14 protein-coding genes and 1 pseudogene are annotated in these 19,292 nt (G+C 37.5%); 14 read left to right on the top strand and 1 reads right to left on the bottom strand.

Annotated elements, in window-relative coordinates; all coding sequences use genetic code 11:
* Positions 1-78: 78 nt before the first annotated feature.
* The 7 genes and pseudogenes from HT715_RS03620 to rplA all read left to right on the top strand — a co-directional run bounded on the left by HT715_RS03620 (position 79) and on the right by rplA (position 5,739).
* Positions 79-366 (top strand): rhodanese-like domain-containing protein, encoded by a 288-nt coding sequence (locus HT715_RS03620; RefSeq protein WP_166727935.1) that lies wholly within the window; start codon positions 79-81, stop codon positions 364-366.
* 171 nt (positions 367-537) lie between these two features.
* Complete coding sequence (gene brnQ, locus HT715_RS03615; RefSeq protein ID WP_166731613.1) at positions 538-1,863, top strand: branched-chain amino acid transport system II carrier protein; 1,326 nt, start codon at positions 538-540, stop codon at positions 1,861-1,863.
* A 202-nt stretch (positions 1,864-2,065) separates the two neighbouring features.
* Positions 2,066-3,103, top strand: coding sequence for a M42 family metallopeptidase (locus HT715_RS03610; protein ID WP_001077209.1), 1,038 nt, complete (start codon positions 2,066-2,068; stop codon positions 3,101-3,103).
* 1 nt (position 3,104) lies between these two features.
* A pseudogene (locus HT715_RS03605) lies at positions 3,105-3,575 on the top strand (HIT family protein).
* Between the two features lie 2 nt (positions 3,576-3,577).
* On the top strand, positions 3,578-4,294 hold the full coding sequence (gene ldcB, locus HT715_RS03600) for an LD-carboxypeptidase LdcB/DacB (protein ID WP_138707322.1): 717 nt from the start codon (positions 3,578-3,580) through the stop codon (positions 4,292-4,294).
* 122 nt (positions 4,295-4,416) lie between these two features.
* Complete coding sequence (gene rplK, locus HT715_RS03595; protein ID WP_001085812.1) at positions 4,417-4,842, top strand: 50S ribosomal protein L11; 426 nt, start codon at positions 4,417-4,419, stop codon at positions 4,840-4,842.
* Positions 4,843-5,049: 207 nt separating this feature from the next.
* Positions 5,050-5,739: a 50S ribosomal protein L1 gene (gene rplA / locus HT715_RS03590; RefSeq protein WP_001085675.1), complete on the top strand. Its 690-nt coding sequence runs from the start codon at positions 5,050-5,052 to the stop codon at positions 5,737-5,739.
* A 101-nt stretch (positions 5,740-5,840) separates the two neighbouring features.
* Here rplA and HT715_RS11615 read toward each other — a convergent pair whose 3' ends face one another.
* Complete coding sequence (locus HT715_RS11615; RefSeq protein WP_000849977.1) at positions 5,841-6,032, bottom strand: hypothetical protein; 192 nt, start codon at positions 6,030-6,032, stop codon at positions 5,841-5,843.
* Positions 6,033-6,197: 165 nt separating this feature from the next.
* On the opposite strand from HT715_RS11615, the gene HT715_RS12400 reads away from it, so the two are divergent.
* The 7 genes from HT715_RS12400 (at position 6,198) to HT715_RS03555 (ending at position 18,912) form a co-directional block, all read left to right on the top strand.
* Positions 6,198-6,407 carry a hypothetical protein gene (locus tag HT715_RS12400; RefSeq protein ID WP_223200444.1) on the top strand — a complete coding sequence of 70 codons (210 nt, stop codon included), beginning with the start codon at positions 6,198-6,200 and terminating at the stop codon, positions 6,405-6,407.
* 398 nt (positions 6,408-6,805) lie between these two features.
* Positions 6,806-7,051, top strand: a complete 246-nt coding sequence (locus HT715_RS12395) for a hypothetical protein (RefSeq protein WP_000643408.1) — start codon at positions 6,806-6,808, stop codon at positions 7,049-7,051.
* Positions 7,052-7,451: 400 nt separating this feature from the next.
* Positions 7,452-8,444, top strand: coding sequence for an ATP-binding cassette domain-containing protein (locus HT715_RS03575; RefSeq protein WP_138699768.1), 993 nt, complete (start codon positions 7,452-7,454; stop codon positions 8,442-8,444).
* Position 8,445: 1 nt separating this feature from the next.
* Positions 8,446-9,264, top strand: coding sequence for an ABC-2 family transporter protein (locus HT715_RS03570; RefSeq protein ID WP_055356854.1), 819 nt, complete (start codon positions 8,446-8,448; stop codon positions 9,262-9,264).
* Between the two features lies 1 nt (position 9,265).
* The gene (locus HT715_RS03565) at positions 9,266-10,051 is read left to right on the top strand and encodes an ABC transporter permease (RefSeq protein WP_000760734.1); all 786 of its coding nucleotides are present in this window, start codon (positions 9,266-9,268) and stop codon (positions 10,049-10,051) included.
* Positions 10,052-10,421: 370 nt separating this feature from the next.
* Entirely contained in the window at positions 10,422-11,768 is a 1,347-nt protein-coding gene (locus HT715_RS03560) for an IS1380-like element ISSpn5 family transposase (RefSeq protein WP_138707473.1), read from the top strand.
* A 577-nt stretch (positions 11,769-12,345) separates the two neighbouring features.
* Positions 12,346-18,912 (top strand): S8 family serine peptidase, encoded by a 6,567-nt coding sequence (locus tag HT715_RS03555; RefSeq protein ID WP_172922824.1) that lies wholly within the window; start codon positions 12,346-12,348, stop codon positions 18,910-18,912.
* The last annotated feature ends 380 nt before the right edge of the window (positions 18,913-19,292 follow it).

The following is a 19,292-nucleotide window of genomic DNA, read 5'->3' as shown; positions in this document are numbered from 1 at the left end:
AAGTCAGTAACCATACCTATGGCAAGGCAACGCTGACGTGGTTTGAAGAGATTTTCGAAGAGTATTAGGAGAAAAAGAATGAAAGAAATAACCTTTGACGCATTTTACCAGCTTTATCAAAACGACCAACTTTCTCTAGTGGACGTGAGAGAAGTGGACGAATTTGAAACTCTTCATTTAGAAGGTGCCCACAACCTACCACTTAGTCAATTGGCTGATACCTATGATCAGTTGAACAAGGACCAGTTACATTATGTTATTTGCAAATCTGGAATGAGATCGGCGCGTGCTTGCCAATTCCTATCAGAACAAGGTTATGATGTTATCAATGTACAAGGTGGCATGACGGCCTTTGAAGAACTCTAAACGTAAGAATTTTCTCCTGCTTGGTGTGGACTGGGTAGGAGAATTTTATTTTTAGACAATTCTCATTTTTAAGAATCTTGAAAACATTCAATATTTACTTCGTGAAGCTTTTTTCATACTCCTATTCATGATATACTAGGTCAGTATTTTATAAATATGAAGGAGATTTTCATGGCTAAAAAAGGTGCCCTAACAGGTTTGCTCCTGTTTGGAATATTTTTTGGTGCGGGGAACTTGATTTTTCCGCCTTCTCTAGGTGCTCTATCTGGAGAACATTTTCTTCCTGCCATCGCAGGTTTTGTTTTTTCAGGCGTAGGTATCGCCGTTTTGACCCTTATTATTGGAACGCTAAATCCTAAAGGATATATTTACGAGATTTCAACAAAGATAGCGCCTTGGTTTGCGACTCTTTACCTCTCAGTTCTTTACTTGTCAATTGGTCCATTCTTTGCTATCCCACGTACAGCTACAACAGCTTACGAAGTAGGGATTAGCCCCCTTTTGTCGGATGCAAATAAAGGTCTTGGTTTGATTGTCTTTACGGTTCTTTACTTTGCAGCAGCCTATTTGATTTCGCTTAATCCATCAAAAATCTTAGACCGTATCGGCCGTATTTTAACGCCAGTCTTTGCGATTTTGATTGTTATCTTGGTTGTTCTGGGAGCTTTCAAATACGGTGGAACAAGTCCTCAAGCTGCTTCAGCTGCTTATCAAGCTTCTGCCTTTGGTACAGGTTTCCTAGAAGGTTATAATACCTTGGATGCCCTTGCTTCAGTTGCCTTTAGCGTAATCGCAGTTCAAACCTTGAAACAACTTGGATTTTCAAGTAAGAAAGAATACATTTCGACTATTTGGGTGGTTGGTATCGTTGTAGCCCTTGCCTTCAGTGCTCTTTACATTGGTTTAGGATTCCTTGGAAATCATTTCCCAGTACCAGCTGAGGCTATGAAGGGTGGAACACCAGGTGTTTACATCTTGTCACAAGCCACTCAAGAAATATTTGGCTCAACAGCTCAACTCTTCCTTGCAGCTATGGTTACCGTAACCTGCTTTACAACAACTGTTGGTTTGATTGTGTCAACAGCTGAGTTCTTTAATGAGCGTTTCCCACAAATCAGCTACAAGGTTTATGCGACAGCCTTTACCTTGATTGGATTTGTCATTGCCAATTTGGGTCTTGATGCGATTATCAAGTACTCAATCCCTGTACTGGTTATCTTGTACCCAATCACCATTGCCATCGTTATGATTGTCATTGTCAACAAATTCGTGGCTCTTTCAAAACCAGGTATGCAGTTGACAATTGCTGTTGTTACAGCTATTGGCATTGCAAGCGTACTAGGAAGCTCCTTTAAGGTTGAATTTTTTGCAAATCTTGTTAGCGTTCTTCCTTTTGCCAAGGCCTCACTCCCATGGTTGGTGCCAGCCATCGTTGGAATCTTGCTCTCATTGGTTCTACCTAACAAGCAAGAAAGTGATGTTTTTGAAATGGAATAATCACTAATACTCTTCGAAAATCTCTTCAAACCGCGTCAACGTCGCCTTGTCGTACTCAAGTACAGCCTGCGGCTAGTTTCCTAGTTTGCTCTTTGATTTTCATTGAGTATAAAATCACTTTTGTAGTCAAGGCTACAGGAGTGATTTTCTTTTTTTATCCGATGATAAATGTGTTATAATAGGTAGCAAAAGAGGTAAATAAATGAATCAAACAGTAGAATATATCAAAGAACTGACAGCTATTGCGTCGCCAACGGGCTTCACTCGTGAGATTTCGGACTATTTAGTCAAGACTTTAGAAGATTTTGGTTGTCAGCCAGTTCGCACAGCCAAGGGCGGTGTCAATGTGACCATTAAAGGTCAAAAAGATGAACAACACCGCTATGTGACTGCCCATGTAGATACGCTGGGTGCTATTGTCCGTGCTGTCAAACCAGACGGCCGTCTCAAATTGGATCGTATCGGTGGCTTTCCTTGGAACATGATTGAAGGAGAAAACTGTACCGTTCATGTGGCTAGTACAGGTCAAAAGCTATCAGGTACCATCCTCATCCACCAAACTTCTTGCCATGTCTACAAGGATGCAGGAACTGCAGAACGCACCCAGGACAATATGGAAGTGCGTTTGGACGCCAAAGTAACCAATGAAAAAGAAACTCGTGCCTTGGGGATTGAGGTCGGTGATTTTATCAGTTTTGACCCACGAACTGTCGTGACAGAGACAGGTTTTATCAAGTCTCGTCATTTGGATGATAAGGTCAGCGCAGCGATTTTGCTTAATCTGCTTCGCATTTATAAGGAAGAGAAGATTGAATTATCTGTAACAACTCATTTTGCCTTTTCAGTCTTTGAAGAAGTGGGACATGGGGCTAACTCTAATATTCCTGCTCAGGTAGTCGAATATCTGGCTGTTGATATGGGAGCTATGGGAGATGACCAGCAAACAGATGAGTACACAGTGTCCATCTGTGTCAAGGATGCTTCTGGACCTTATCACTATGACTTCCGTCAACATTTGGTTGCCTTGGCGAAAGAACAAGATATTCCATTTAAGCTGGATATCTATCCATTTTATGGTTCTGACGCTTCAGCGGCTATGTCTGCAGGGGCAGAGGTTAAACACGCCCTTCTCGGTGCTGGTATCGAGTCTAGCCATTCTTATGAGCGTACTCATATTGACTCGGTGGTTGCAACAGAGCGTATGGTTGATGCTTATCTGAAGAGCGCATTGGTAGACTAATATGTGCCTGATTTGCCAGAGAATTGAGCTCATCAAGAAGGGATAAAATCCCTATTTTGTCAAAGAATTAGGAACAGGATATGTAGTCATTGGAGATCACCAGTATTTTGCAGGCTATAGTCTTTTTCTAGCCAAGGAACACGTTACCGAATTGCACCATTTGAAAAAGGAAACAAGACTACGTTTTCTCGAAGAAATGAGTCTAGTCCAAGAGGCAGTTGCCAAGGCCTTTGCTGCTGAGAAAATGAATGTTGAACTGCTAGGAAATGGCGATGCCCATCTCCACTGGCATTTTTTTCCTAGACGAAGCGGTGATATGAATGGTCACGGTCTCAATGGACGTGGTCCAGTTTGGTGGGTTCCCTTTGAAGAAATGACAGCAGAAACCTGCCAAGCAAAACCGGAAGAGATTAAAAAATTAGTCGAATGTTTATCGTCAGAAGTAGATAAACTATTAGAAATAAAGGAGTAGAAATGAAAAAAAGATACCTTGTCTTGACAGCCTTGATATCCTTGAGTCTAGCAGCTTGTTCACAAGAAAAAGCAAAAAATGAAGACGGAGAAGCTAAGACAGAACAGACAGCCAAGGCTGATGGCACAGTCGGCAGTAAGTCTCAAGGGACTGCCCAGAACAAAGCAGAAGTGGTCAATAAAGGTGATTACTATAGCATTCAGGGTAAATACGATGAAATCATCGTAGCCAATAAACACTATCCTTTGTCGAAAGACTATAATCCGGGGGAAAATCCAACAGCCAAGGCTGAGTTGGTCAAACTCATCAAAGCCATGCAAGAGGCAGGCTTCCCAATCAGTGACCATTACAGTGGCTTTAGAAGTTATGAAACTCAGACCAAACTCTACCAAGATTATGTCAATCAAGATGGGAAAGAAGCTGCCGACCGTTATTCTGCTCGACCTGGCTATAGCGAACACCAGACAGGCTTGGCCTTTGATGTGATTGGGACTGATGGTGATTTGGTAACAGAAGAAAAAGCAGCCCAATGGCTTTTGGATCATGCAGCTGATTATGGCTTTGTTGTCCGTTATCTCAAAGGTAAGGAAAAGGAAACAGGCTATATGGCTGAAGAATGGCACCTGCGTTATGTCGGAAAAGAAGCAAAAGAAATTGCTGCAAGTGGTCTCAGTTTGGAAGAGTATTACGGCTTTGAAGGCGGAGATTACGTCGATTAAAAAATAAACTTTTCTCTTGCAATTCCAGATAAATAGTGTATAATAGATGGGTATGTGAAAAGCATACTTGTGGGAGGTAAAAATCTCTAATTACCGCCAAAACCACAAAGGAGGATTTAAAAATGGCTAAAAAAGTCGAAAAACTTGTAAAATTGCAAATCCCTGCTGGTAAAGCTACACCAGCTCCACCGGTTGGACCTGCTCTTGGTCAAGCTGGTATCAACATCATGGGATTCACAAAAGAGTTCAACGCTCGTACAGCTGACCAAGCTGGGATGATTATTCCAGTTGTTATCTCAGTTTACGAAGATAAATCATTTACTTTCGTTACGAAAACACCACCAGCTGCTGTTCTTTTGAAAAAAGCTGCAGGTGTTGAAAAAGGATCAAGTACACCTAATAAAACTAAAGTTGCTACAGTTACTCGTGCACAAGTACAAGAAATTGCAGAAACTAAGATGCCAGATTTGAACGCAGCAAACGTAGAGTCTGCAATGCGTATGATCGAAGGTACTGCTCGTTCTATGGGATTCACTGTTGTTGACTAATCAATAACACAGTAGAAAATCTCACAGCAGTCTATTAGTTGCTTTTCATACTAGGCAAGTGACTGATACTTGTACTTGGGTACAGCAAGGGAACTTAAGGCCGTAGGAAAAGGAAAGTAATAGACTGAAAACCCGCAAGACTTCATCATTTCGAGGAGTGACGTGGGAGATGAAAATCGATTGAACCACTTACAAGGAGAATAGAAAATGGCTAAAAAAAGCAAACAACTTCGTGCTGCTCTTGAGAAAATCGACAGCACAAAAGCATACAGCGTAGAAGAAGCTGTAGCACTTGCAAAAGAAACTAACTTTGCAAAATTTGACGCAACTGTAGAAGTTGCTTACAACTTGAACATCGACGTTAAAAAAGCTGACCAACAAATCCGTGGAGCAATGGTATTGCCAAACGGTACTGGTAAAACTTCACGCGTTCTTGTTTTCGCACGCGGTGCAAAAGCTGAAGAAGCAAAAGCTGCTGGTGCAGACTTTGTTGGTGAAGATGACCTTGTTGCTAAAATCAACGACGGTTGGTTGGACTTCGACGTAGTTATCGCTACACCTGATATGATGGCTCTTGTTGGACGTCTTGGACGTGTCCTTGGACCACGTAACTTGATGCCAAACCCTAAAACTGGTACTGTAACAATGGATGTTGCTAAAGCAGTTGAAGAGTCTAAAGGTGGTAAAATCACTTACCGTGCTGACCGTGCAGGTAACGTTCAAGCAATCATCGGTAAAGTATCATTTGAAGCTGAAAAATTGGTTGAAAACTTTAAAGCTTTCAACGAAACAATCCAAAAAGCAAAACCAGCTACAGCTAAAGGAACTTACGTAACAAACTTGACTATCACAACTACTCAAGGTGTTGGTATCAAAGTTGACGTAAACTCACTTTAATCAGTAGTTAAAGTAATGTAAAAAAGTTGAAGACGCTATGTCTCAACTTTTTTTGATTTCAAAATCTAGTGGAATGAATCTGGAATAGTCCATCGAGCTTTCTAATACTCTTCGAAAATCTCTTCAAACCACGTCAACGTCGCCTTGCCGTGCGTATGGTTACTGACTTCGTCAGTTCTATCCACAACCTCAAAACAGTGTTTTGAGCTGACTACGTCAGTTCCATCTACAACCTCAAAACAGTGTTTTGAGCAACCTGAGGCTAGTTTCCTAGTTTGCTCTTTGGTTTTCATTGAGTATAACACATTGTTAGAAGTTGGTTTAAATTTCCTAATCAGTTTGTTCACATTTACCTTCGATATATTATATCCCATAGTTAAGGTTGGTCATACAGATGATTATAGTCATGGAGCCGTAAAACTTAGTGTTTCTTTAGTTGACAAAGATGCCATGAAAAAATATCTGTAACTGTAATAGGATATTTTGAAATAAATATAGATGAAAATATCACCGATATTCTATACGTAAATGGTACTGCTATTCTTTGTCCTTATTTACGTTCTATTGTTTCAATAGTTTCGGCAATTGATAGCAGTGAAGCAATGTTGCTACCTACCATTAATGTTTTAGAGTTACTAGATAAATCTCAACCTTTTGAAGAAGAATAATTTATTAGCTCACTAAATTGAGGGTAAGGAAAAGTAAAAGCAGTAAGAAAAATGTCTTGCATTATACAGCAACCTTTTGGGAATGAGTAGATGGATTGAATAAAATTTGATTAAGAGTGGATGATTTATCTGTAGATTATTATTGGACAGTTAGTCTTGAAGTAGTCTAAGAATTAGGTTATAATCAGTAGAAGCCTTGCTAATAATGAGGAGGTTAGTTTATGTATAGTAGACTGAATCTAAAATAGTATGAAACAATTGCTAAAACATTTATAGAAATTAATTTTACTTTTCCAATCAATTTGTTCTCATCTTATTTCAATCCGCTATATATTATGGTATCGAATCTTCATCAGAATGATAAAATTAATCAATTAATATCTGATTATAAACAGAATATGAAAGCTTTTTATATCACTATTGAAAAATTTATACGAGATGATGAAAGTCTTAAGTGTTATTTTACAAAGGTTATTTCAAGTCGTTCCAAGGTAACAAGTCTAAATCAGATTGAAGCTGATAAAACGATACAAAGAAAATATTCAAGTGAGCTAAAAAAATTTATTGGATTTTATAATGAGATTATTTGTGAGGAAAATAGTTTCCTACATGTACGAAAGAGGTGGTCGAGTTGGTTTAGGTAGTCGGTGCGTGAGTTGATAATTCTCAGGGTATGGACTTCTTTTTCATGAATGAGGTAAAAGAGCAGGTATTGTTTAGAGACAATCATTCTGAGCATATTTTCTGGATAGAGGGAGTATCCGATTTTATGATCAAAGTTAATACCGCCCTCTGGTGAGAAGATGAGTAGGTTGGTAATTTAAACTATTCAACTGAATTTTTGATTAAAAGTATTATTTTATGAGAGAAATCCTAATTTCACAATCCATAGGCAAACGCTTGCATTCTGTTTTTTATTGGACTATAATAGATTGGTATAAAGCCTTCTGTAGTAATAAAATATAGAAGGTGTAGAAAGTAAGGATTTAGAATATTTGTAGTTAAAAACACAATGTTGCTATTCCTTATGATAGGGAGATAGATATGGCAATGATAGAAGTGGAACATCTTCAGAAACATTTTGTGAAGATTGTTAAGGAACCGGGCTTGAAGGGGGCTTTGCGCTCCTTTATTCATCCTGAAAAGCAGACCTTTGAAGCGGTCAAGGATTTGACCTTTGAGGTTCCAAAAGGGCAGATTTTAGGATTTATCGGGGCAAATGGTGCTGGGAAGTCGACAACCATTAAAATGCTGACAGGAATTTTGAAACCAACATCTGGTTTTTGTCGGATTAACGGCAAGATTCCCCAGGACAATCGGCAAGATTATGTCAAAGATATTGGCGTAGTCTTTGGACAACGCACCCAGCTATGGTGGGATTTGGCTCTGCAAGAGACCTACACTGTCTTAAAAGAGATTTATGATGTGCCAGACTCGCTCTTTCATAAGCGTATGGACTTTTTGAATGAAGTCTTGGATTTGAAGGACTTTATCAAGGATCCCGTGCGGACTCTTTCACTGGGACAACGGATGCGGGCGGATATTGCGGCCTCCTTGCTCCACAATCCCAAGGTTCTTTTTTTAGATGAGCCGACCATTGGTTTGGACGTTTCGGTTAAGGATAATATTCGTCGGGCAATTACTCAGATCAATCAAGAGGAAGAAACTACCATTCTTTTGACCACTCACGATTTGAGTGATATTGAGCAACTTTGTGATCGGATTTTCATGATTGACAAGGGGAAAGAGATTTTTGATGGAACGGTGAGCCAACTCAAGGAGACCTTTGGTAAGATGAAGACTCTCTCTTTTGAACTGCTACCAGGTCAAAGTCATCTCGTCTCTCACTATGAAGGTCTGTCTGATATGACCATTGATAGACAAGGAAACAGCCTCAACATTGAATTTGATAGTTCTCGCTACCAGTCAGCTGACATTATCAAGCAAACCCTGTCTGATTTTGAAATCCGCGATTTGAAGATGGTGGATACGGATATTGAGGATATTATCCGTCGCTTCTACCGAAAGGAGCTCTAGGATGATCAAATTGTGGAGACGTTATAAACCCTTTATCAATGCAGGGGTTCAGGAGTTGATTACTTACCGAGTCAACTTTATTCTCTATCGGATTGGCGATGTCATGGGGGCTTTTGTGGCCTTTTATCTCTGGAAGGCTGTCTTTGATTCTTCGCAAGAGTCTTTGATTCAGGGCTTTAGTATGGCGGATATCACCCTCTACATCATCATGAGTTTTGTGACCAATCTTCTGACTAGATCCGATTCGTCCTTTATGATTGGGGAGGAGGTCAAGGATGGCTCCATTATCATGCGTTTGTTGCGACCAGTGCATTTTGCGGCCTCCTATCTTTTCACCGAGCTTGGTTCCAAGTGGTTGATTTTTATCAGCGTTGGCCTTCCATTTTTAAGTGTTATTGTCTTGATGAAAATCATATCGGGTCAAGGTATTGTAGAGGTGCTAGGATTAACTGTCATTTATCTTTTTAGCTTAACGCTCGCCTATCTGATTAACTTTTTCTTTAATATTTGCTTTGGATTTTCAGCCTTTGTGTTTAAAAATCTTTGGGGTTCCAACCTACTTAAGACTTCCATAGTGGCTTTTATGTCGGGGAGTTTGATTCCCTTGGCATTCTTTCCAAAGGTTGTTTCAGATATTCTCTCCTTTTTGCCTTTTTCATCCTTGATTTATACTCCAGTTATGATCATTGTTGGAAAATACGATGCCAGTCAGATTCTTCAGGCACTCCTTTTGCAGTTCTTCTGGCTCTTAGTGATGGTGGGATTGTCTCAGTTGATTTGGAAACGGGTCCAGTCCTGTATCACCATTCAAGGAGGTTAGTATGAAAAAATATCAACGCATGCATCTGATTTTTATCAGACAATACATCAAGCAAATCATGGAATACAAGGTGGATTTTGTGGTTGGTGTCTTGGGAGTCTTTCTGACTCAAGGCCTGAATCTCTTATTTCTCAATGTCATCTTTCAACACATCCCATCCCTAGAAGGTTGGACTTTTCAAGAAATTGCCTTTATCTATGGTTTTTCCTTGATTCCTAAGGGCTTGGATCATCTCTTTTTTGACAATCTCTGGGCACTGGGGCAACGCTTGGTGCGAAAAGGAGAATTTGATAAGTATCTGACTCGTCCTATCAATCCTCTCTTTCACATCTTGGTTGAGACCTTTCAGATTGATGCCTTAGGCGAACTCTTGGTCGGTGGTATTTTATTGGGAACAACCATGACCAGCATTGCTTGGACTCTTCCAAAATTCCTGCTTTTCCTAGTCTGTATTCCTTTTGCGACCTTGATTTATACTTCTCTTAAAATCGCGACAGCCAGCATCGCTTTTTGGACCAAGCAGTCAGGGGCTATGATTTACATTTTCTATATGTTTAATGATTTTGCCAAGTATCCGATTTCGATTTACAATTCTCTTCTTCGTTGGTTGATTAGCTTTATCGTGCCTTTTGCCTTTACGGCCTACTATCCTGCTAGCTATTTTTTGCAGGACAAGGATGTACTCTTTAACATTGGAGGTTTGATTTTGATTTCCCTTGTCTTTTTTGGTATTTCCTTGAAACTATGGGACAGGGGCTTGGATTCTTATGAAAGTGCTGGATCCTAAGATGAAGAAACTCAAAGCCTTGTCTTAGGACAGGCTTTTTCTAATAGAGATGAAAATTCCTTGACATCTATTCTCAGAGTGCTATACTGTAAGTGTAATCGCCGATTTATCTCAGTTGGTAGAGCAAGGCACTCGTAAAGCCTAGGTCACAGGTGAACATATGACTGAAGATTTGAAAAAATAGATATGTATAAATAACCGTTAACCCCAATTATTCACCCCTAATCTAAAAACCCTCCAGAATCCTTGCCTTAGCTTAGATCCTGGATGGTTTCTTTTTTCACCCAATGGGTGTTTTTTACTAGACAAAAAAGAGTTTCCCCTTTATGGTATAAGTGTAGAAAAAAACACAAAAAGAAAGGAAACTCACATGAACAGTTTACCAAATCATCACTTCCAAAACAAGTCTTTTTACCAACTATCTTTCGATGGAGGTCATTTAACCCAGTATGGTGGTCTTATCTTTTTTCAGGAACTTTTTTCCCAGTTGAAACTAAAAGAGCGGATTTCTAAGTATTTAGTAACGAATGACCAACGCCGCTACTGTCGTTATTCGGATTCAGATATCCTTGTCCAGTTCCTCTTTCAACTGTTAACAGGCTATGGAACGGACTATGCTTGTAAAGAATTGTCAGCTGATGCCTACTTTCCAAAATTGTTGGAAGGAGGGCAGCTTGCTTCACAGCCAACCTTATCCCGTTTTCTTTCCAGAACTGACGAGGAAACAGTCCATAGTTTGCGATGCCTCAACCTTGAATTGGTCGAATTCTTTTTACAGTTTCACCAGCTAAACCAACTCATTGTAGATATCGATTCTACCCATTTTACAACTTATGGCAAGCAAGAAGGTGTTGCTTATAACGCCCACTATCGTGCTCATGGCTATCATCCTCTTTATGCTTTCGAGGGGAAGACAGGTTATTGTTTCAATGCCCAGCTTCGTCCTGGTAATCGTTATTGTTCTGAAGAGGCAGACAGCTTTATCACACCTGTTTTAGAACGGTTTAATCAACTTCTCTTTCGAATGGATAGTAGCTTTGCGACCCCAAAATTATACGATTTAATTGAAAAAACAGGGCAATACTACCTCATAAAACTCAAGAAAAATACTGTTCTGAGCCGTCTTGGAGACCTTTCCCTCCCTTGCCCACAGGATGAGGACTTAACCATCTTGCCCCACTCCGCCTACTCAGAAACTCTCTATCAAGCAGGATCTTGGTCGCACAAGCGTCGTGTCTGCCAGTTCTCTGAACGAAAAGAAGGAAACTTGTTCTACGATGTTATTTCTCTCGTTACAAATATGACGAGTGGAACAAGCCAAGACCAGTTTCAGCTTTATCGTGGACGTGGTCAAGCCGAGAATTTCATCAAGGAGATGAAGGAGGGATTTTTTGGTGATAAAACGGATAGTTCAACCTTAATCAAAAACGAAGTTCGTATGATGATGAGTTGTATCGCCTACAATCTCTATCTTTTTCTCAAACATCTAGCTGGAGGTGACTTCCAAACTTTAACAATCAAACGCTTCCGCCATCTTTTTCTTCACGTGGTAGGAAAATGTGTTCGAACAGGACGCAAGCAGCTCCTCAAATTGTCTAGTCTATATGCCTATTCCGAATTGTTTTCAGCACTTTATTCTAGGATTAGAAAAGTCAACCTGAATCTTCCTGTTCCTTATGAACCACCTAGAAGAAAAGCGTCGTTAATGATACATTAAAGAACAGTCGAGATGAAAAAATCGTGTGACGCACCAAGGGAGGAGTATGCCCTTTTGAGGAAATCTAGCGAGGAAAAATGATACTGGAACAGCAGAAAGTAAAACTGGCCTCATGAGGAGGAAGAAAGTGGCTCATGAGGTCAGGGGTTTTGTAAGTTACATCTAGTTGAGAGAGGTATGAATGATTTGGGGTTAAGTCTTATTCTTAGCGGTTATTTATATTGTTTAATAGCGCTGATATTTCATCAATGATGTTTGACTTTGTGATTTTGGTAGTGGTTCAATTTGATTGCTACTATTTTTGATGGTGTGAATGTTCTGACAATGTACCCCAGCTAACTACGAAAGTTTTTGACTCTATATTTTTAATGTATATTAAAAAATAAATTAACACATATTAATTTTTCTTGACTTAAATTTAAAAAATGATATACTATTTTTATGGAGAGCTAACAATTATATATAAATGTACTACTCTATTTCCTAGATAATACTTAGTAAAACTTTTTATAACAAAGGCTAGCAAAGTTAAAGTTTTCTATCTATTGGAAGTTAAATAAATATGTAAGGAATTAAAATGAAAAAAAGTACAGTATTGTCATTAACCACAGCTGCAGTTATTTTAGCAGCCTATGCCCCTAATGAGGTAGTCTTAGCAGATATATCTAGCTCTGAAGATGCTTTAAATATCTCTGATAAAGAAAAAGTAGTAGTAGATAAGGAAACAGAAAATAAAGAGAAACATGAAGAGATTCATCATGCTATAGAAGCTTCAAAGGATACTGAAGAAAAGAAAACAACAATTATTGAGGAAAAAGAAGTTGTTAGTAAAAATCCTGTGATAGACAATAGCACTAGCAATGAAGAAGCAACAAGCAAAGAAGAAAATTCCAATCAATCCCAAGGAGATAAAGCGGACTCGTCTGCAAGTAAAGACTCAGAAAGTCCCAAAAAAGAGGATAGACTTGTCTATATTGCTGAATTTAAAGATGAAGAGTCTAGAGAAAAAGCAATCAAGGGACTATCCAGTCTTAAGAATACAAAAGTTTTATATACTTATGATAGAATTTTTAACGGTAGTGCCATAGAAACAACTCCAGATAACTTGGACAAAATTAAACACATAGAAGGTATCTCATCGGTTGAAAGGGCACAAAAAGTCCAACCCATGATGAATCATGCCAGAAAGGAAATTGGAGTTGAGGAAGCTATTGATTACCTAAAGGCCATTAATGCTCAATTTGGAAGAAATTTTGATGGCAGAGGTATGGTCATTTCAAATATCGATACTGGAACAGATTATAGGCATAAGGCTATGAGAATCGATGATGATGCCAAAGCCTCAATGAGATTTAAAAAAGAAGACTTAAAAGGCACTGATAAAAATTATTGGTTGAGTGATAAAATTCCTCATGCTTTTAATTATTATAATGGTGGTAAAATTACCGTAGAAAGAGCTGATGATGGAAGTGATTATTTTGATCCCCATGGGATGCATATTGCAGGGATTCTTGCTGGAAATGATACTGAAAAAGACATCAAGAACTTTAATGGCATAGATGGAATTGCACCTAATGCACAGATCTTCTCTTATAAAATGTACTCTGACGCAGGATCTGGGTTCGCAGGGGATGAAACAATGTTTCATGCTATTGAAGATTCTATCAAACACAACGTTGATGTTGTTTCGGTATCATCTGGTTTTACAGGAACAGGTCTTGTAGGTGAGAAATATTGGCAAGCTATTAGAGCATTAAGAAAAGCAGGCATTCCAATGGTTGTCGCTACGGGTAACTATGCGACTTCTGCTTCAAGTTCTTCTTGGGATTTAGTGGCAAATAATCATCTGAAAATGACCGACACTGGAAATGTAACGCGAACAGCAGCACATGAAGATGCGATAGCGGTTGCATCTGCTAAAAATCAAACAGTTGAGTTTGATAAAGTTAACATAGGTGGAGAAAGTTTTAAATACAGAAATATAGGGGCCTTTTTCGATAAGAATAAAATCACAACAAATGAAGATGGTTCAAAAGCTCCTAGTAAATTGAAATTTGTATATATAGGCAAGGGCCAAGACCAAGATTTGATAGGTTTGGATCTTAAGGGCAAAATTGCAGTAATGGATAGAATTTATACAAAGGATTTAAAAAATGCTTTTAAAAAAGCTACGGATAAGGGCGCACGCGCCATTATGGTTGTAAATACTGTCAATTACTACAATAGAGATAATTGGACAGAGCTTCCAGCTATGGGATATGAAGCGGATGAAGGTACTAAAAGTCAAGTGTTTTCAATTTCAGGAGATGATGGTGTAAAGCTATGGAACATGATTAATCCTGATAAAAAAACTGAAGTCAAAAGAAATAATAAAGAAGATTTTAAAGATAAATTGGAGCAATACTATCCAATTGATATGGAAAGTTTTAATTCCAACAAACCGAATGTAGGTGACGAAAAAGAGATTGACTTTAAGTTTGCACCTGACACAGACAAAGAACTCTATAAAGAAGATATCATCGTTCCAGCAGGATCCACATCTTGGGGACCAAGAATAGATTTACTTTTAAAACCCGATGTTTCAGCACCTGGTAAAAATATTAAATCCACGCTTAATGTCATTAATGGTAAATCAACTTATGGCTATATGTCAGGAACCAGTATGGCAACTCCAATCGTAGCAGCTTCTACTGTTTTGATTAGACCGAAGTTAAAGGAAATGCTTGAAAGACCTGTATTGAGAAATCTTGAGGGAGATGACAAAATAGACCTTACAAGTCTTACAAAAATTGCTCTACAAAATACTGCGCGACCGATGATGGACGCAACGTCTTGGAAAGAAAAAAGCCAATACTTTGCATCACCTAGACAACAGGGAGCAGGCCTAATTAATGTGGCCAATGCTTTGAGAAATGAAGTTGTAGCGACTTTCAAAAACAAGGATTCTAAAGGTTTGGTAAACTCTTATGGTTCTATTTCTCTTAAAGAAATAAAAGGAGAAGAAAAATATTTTACAATTAAGCTTCACAATACATCAAACAGACCTTTGACCTTTAAAGTTTCAGCATCAGCGATAACTACAGATTCTCTAACTGATAGATTAAAGCTGGATGAAACATACAAAGATGAAAAATCTCCAGATGGTAAGCAAATTGTTCCAGAAATCCATCCAGAAAAAATCAAAGGAGCAAATATCACATTTGAGCATGATACTTTCACTATAGGCGCAAATTCTAGCTTTGATTTGAATGCGGTTATAAATGTTGGAGAGGCTAAAGACAAAAATAAATTTGTAGAATCATTTATTCATTTTGAGTCAGTGGAAGAAATGGAAGCTCTAAACTCTAACGGGAAGAAAATAAACTTCCAACCTTCTTTGTCGATGCCTCTAATGGGATTTGCTGGGAATTGGAACCACGAACCAATCCTTGATAAATGGGCCTGGGAAGAGGGTTCAAAATCAAAAACAATGGAAGGTTATGATGATGATGGTAAACCAAAAATTCCAGGAACCTTAAATAAGGGAATTGGTGGAGAACATGGTATAGATAAATTTAATCCAGCAGCTGTTATTCAAAACAGAAAAGATAAAAATATTACATCACTAGACCAAGACCCAGACCTATTTGCCTTTAACAACCAAGGTATTCATGCAGAATCCACTAGTGGATCTAATGTTGCTAACATTTATCCTTTAGATTCAAATGGAAATCCTCAAGATGCTCAACTTGAAAGAGGATTAACCCCTTCTCCACTTGTATTAAGAAGTGCAGAAGAAGGATTGATTTCAATAGTAAATACAAATAAAGAGGGAGAAAATCAAAGAGACTTAAAAGTCATTTCGAGGGAACACTTTATTAGAGGAATTTTAAATTCTAAAAGCAATGATGCAAAGGGAATCAAATCATCTAAACTAAAAGTTTGGGGTGATTTGAAGTGGGATGGACTCATCTATAACCCTAGAGGTAGAGAAGAAAATGAACCAGAAAGTAAGGATAACCAAGATCCAGCTACTAGGATAAGAGGACAATTTGAATCAATAGCTGAGGGTCAATACTTCTACAAATTCAAATATAGATTAACCAAGGATTATCCATGGCAAGTTTCTTATATACCAGTAAAAATTGATAATACAGCTCCAAAAATTATTTCAATTGATTTTTCTAATCCAGATAAAATTAAATTGATCGCAAAAGATACCTACCACAAGGTAAAGGATGAGTACAAACACGAAACCTTGTTTGCTAGAGACCAAAAAGAACATCCTGAGAAATTTGAAGAAGTAGCCAACGAAGTATGGTACGCAGGTGCAGCTCTTGTCGATAAGTATGGAGATGTTGAGAAAAGTCTTGATGTAACGTACGCCGGAGAGGGTGAGGGAAGAAATAGGAAGCTTGATAAAGATGGAAATACTATCTACGAAATTAGCGGAGCAGGAGATTTAAGAGGAAAAATCATCGAAGTAATCGCCCTAGATGGTGCAAGCAACTTCACCAAAATCCATAGAATTAAATTTGATGACCAAGCTGATGAAAAAGGAATGATTTCTTATTACCTAGTAGATCCTGACAAAGATGCTTCTAAATATGAAAAACTAGGTGAAATTTCTGAAGAAAAACTCAAAAATGCAAAGAGCCCAGAGGAAAATACCAATAATAATCAAGCTAAGGATGAAGATTCAAAACCAGCTGAAGAAAGTTCAGTTGAGGGAGAAGCTAGCCTTGAAATAAATAAAACTATTTCAACAATTAGAGACTTTGAAAATAAAGACCTAAAGAAACTCATTAAAAAGAAATATAGGGAAGAAGAGGACTTTGTAAATGGTGGTACAAGAACAGTAGAACTTGATTATCGATATGACGATGAAGGAAATATAACTGCCTATGAAGATAAGAGTGCTCTAGAATATGAAACTGAGAAACTTGATGATGTTAAATCAAAACTTGGTGGAGTATTAAGCCCATCAAAGGATGGACATTTTGAAATTCTTGGAAAAGTAAGTAATGTATCCAAAAATGCTAAGGCTTACTATGGCAATGACTTCAAATTAATAGAAATTAAGGCAAGTAAATACGACCCACAAACTAAAACTCTAACCTTTGACTTATTTGCAAACACAAATGATGTAGTCGATGGTCTATCCTTTACGGGTGATATGAATATCCTTGTAAAAGATAAGGGTGAAACAAAAGCTAAAACTAAAATTAGAATGCCTGAAAAAAATAAGGAAACTAAAACAGAATATCCCTATGCATCAAGTTATGGGAATGTAATCGAATTAGGAGAAGGAGATCTTTCAAAGAACAAACCAAACAATTTAACTGAAATGGAATCTGGTAAAATCTATTCTGATTCAGAAAAACAACAATATCTGTTAAAGGATAACATCATTCTAAGAAAAGGCTATGCACTAAAAGTGACTACCTATAATCCTGGAAAAACGGATATGTTAGCAGGGAATGGAGTTTATAGCAAGGAAGATATAGCAAAAATACAAAAGACCAATCCTAATCTAAGAGTCCTTTCAGAAACAACAATTTATGCTGATAGTAGAAATGTTAAAGATGGAAGAAGCACTCAATCAGTATTAATGTCGGCTTTGGACGGCTTTAACATTGTAAGATATCAAGTGTTTACCTTTAACATGAATGATAAAGGGGAAGCAATCGATAAAGATGGAAATCTTGTGACAGATTCCTCTAAACTTGTATTATTTGGTAAAGATAATAAAGAGTATCATGGGGAGGAATATTCTAATGTAGAAGCTATAAAAGAAGATGGCTCCATGTTATTTATTGATACCAAACCAGTAAACCTTTCAATGGATAAGAACTACTTTAATCCATCTAAATCTAATAAAATTTATGTACGAAATCCAGAATTTTATTTAAGAGGTAAGATTTCTGATAAGGGTGGTTTTAACTGGGAATTGAGAGTTAATGAATCGGTTGTAGATAATTATTTAATCTACGGAGATTTACACATTGATAACACTAGAGATTTTAACGTTAAGCTGAATGTTAAAGACGGTGACATCATGGACTGGGGAATGAAAGACTATAAAGCAAACGGATTTCCAGATAAGGTAACAGATATGGATGGAAATGTTTATCTTCAAACTGGCTATAGCGATTTGAATGCGAAAGCAGTTGGAGTCCACTATCAGTTTTTATATGATAATGTTAAACCCGAAGTAAACATTGATCCTAAGGGAAATACTAGTATCGAATATGCTGATGGAAAATCTGTAGTCTTTAACATCAATGATAAAAGAAATAATGGATTCGATGGTGAGATTCAAGAACAACATATTTATGTAAATGGAAAAGAATATACATCATTTGATGATATTAAACAACTAACAGATAAGACACTAAATATTAAGATTCTTGTAAAAGATTTCGCAAGAAATACAACCGTAAAAGAATTTATTTTAAATAAAGATACGGGAGAAATGAGCGAATTAAAACCTCATAGGGTGACTGTGACCATTCAAAATGGAAAAGAAATGAGTTCTCAGATAGTGCCGGAAGAAGATTTTATTTTACCTGTCTATAAGGGTGAATTAGAAAAAGGCTATCAATTTGATGGTTGGGAAATTGCTGGTTTCGAAGGTAAAAAAGACGCTGGCTATGTTATTAATCTATCAAAAGATACCCTTATAAAACCTGTATTCAAGAAAATAGAGGAGAAAAAGGAGGAGGAAAATAAACCTACTTTTGATGTATCCAAAAAGAAAGATAAGGTGCAAGCAAATCATAATCAATTAGATGAAAGTCACAGAAAAGAGGATTTACAAAGAGAAGATCATTCACACAAATTTGATTCAACTAAAGATGTCAAAACTACAGTTCCTGTACAAGTAAATTATAGTCAATTAGATGAAAGTCAAAGATCTGATTCAACTAAGGATGTTACAGCTCCAGTTCCTGATAAAAATGATAAAAACTTTGAAAATGAGAAGGAAGTTTATCTTAATGAACCAGAGAACATAGCTAATAAAGATACCAATATTGATAGTAAATCAACTACTAACAATGATAGGTTGCCAAAAACCGGAACAGTTAGCGAAGTCTTCACGTCATTGGTTGCCGGAATAATGTTTACCGTAGGTGCATTTCTTGGATTAAAGAAAAAAGATTAAGATTAAGACAAAAGCTATAGATGAAAAAATGGTTTATGTACTGAGATGGTGTGATGATGAAACAGTTTTGTGAAAATAGCTATTTATAACTCAATTATTTAGTTTACTTTACTATTGATACTCTTTTTGGATTTATTAATAGACTTAGTTTAGAAAACTAATGAATTGATTGAAAGGGTTAGTATTGACAAATATTGATTAGCAAATAGAGTCTTTCAAAATTTAAAGGCTAATAGAGGTGATGAGACAATTTCAAGGAATTAAGTAGCGTTTGGTTGCTTAATTCCTTTTCATTTGGGAGGTAGTTTTTCACCTGCTTCCTTATTTTATCGCCATTATTTAACCACTTAGACTGATATAGAGTAACCGCCCAATAACGA

This window comes from Streptococcus sp. 4155 (genome assembly GCF_013276695.1).
Taxonomy (GTDB): domain Bacteria; phylum Bacillota; class Bacilli; order Lactobacillales; family Streptococcaceae; genus Streptococcus; species Streptococcus pseudopneumoniae.
This window is presented reverse-complemented; position numbering and strand designations above follow the sequence as displayed.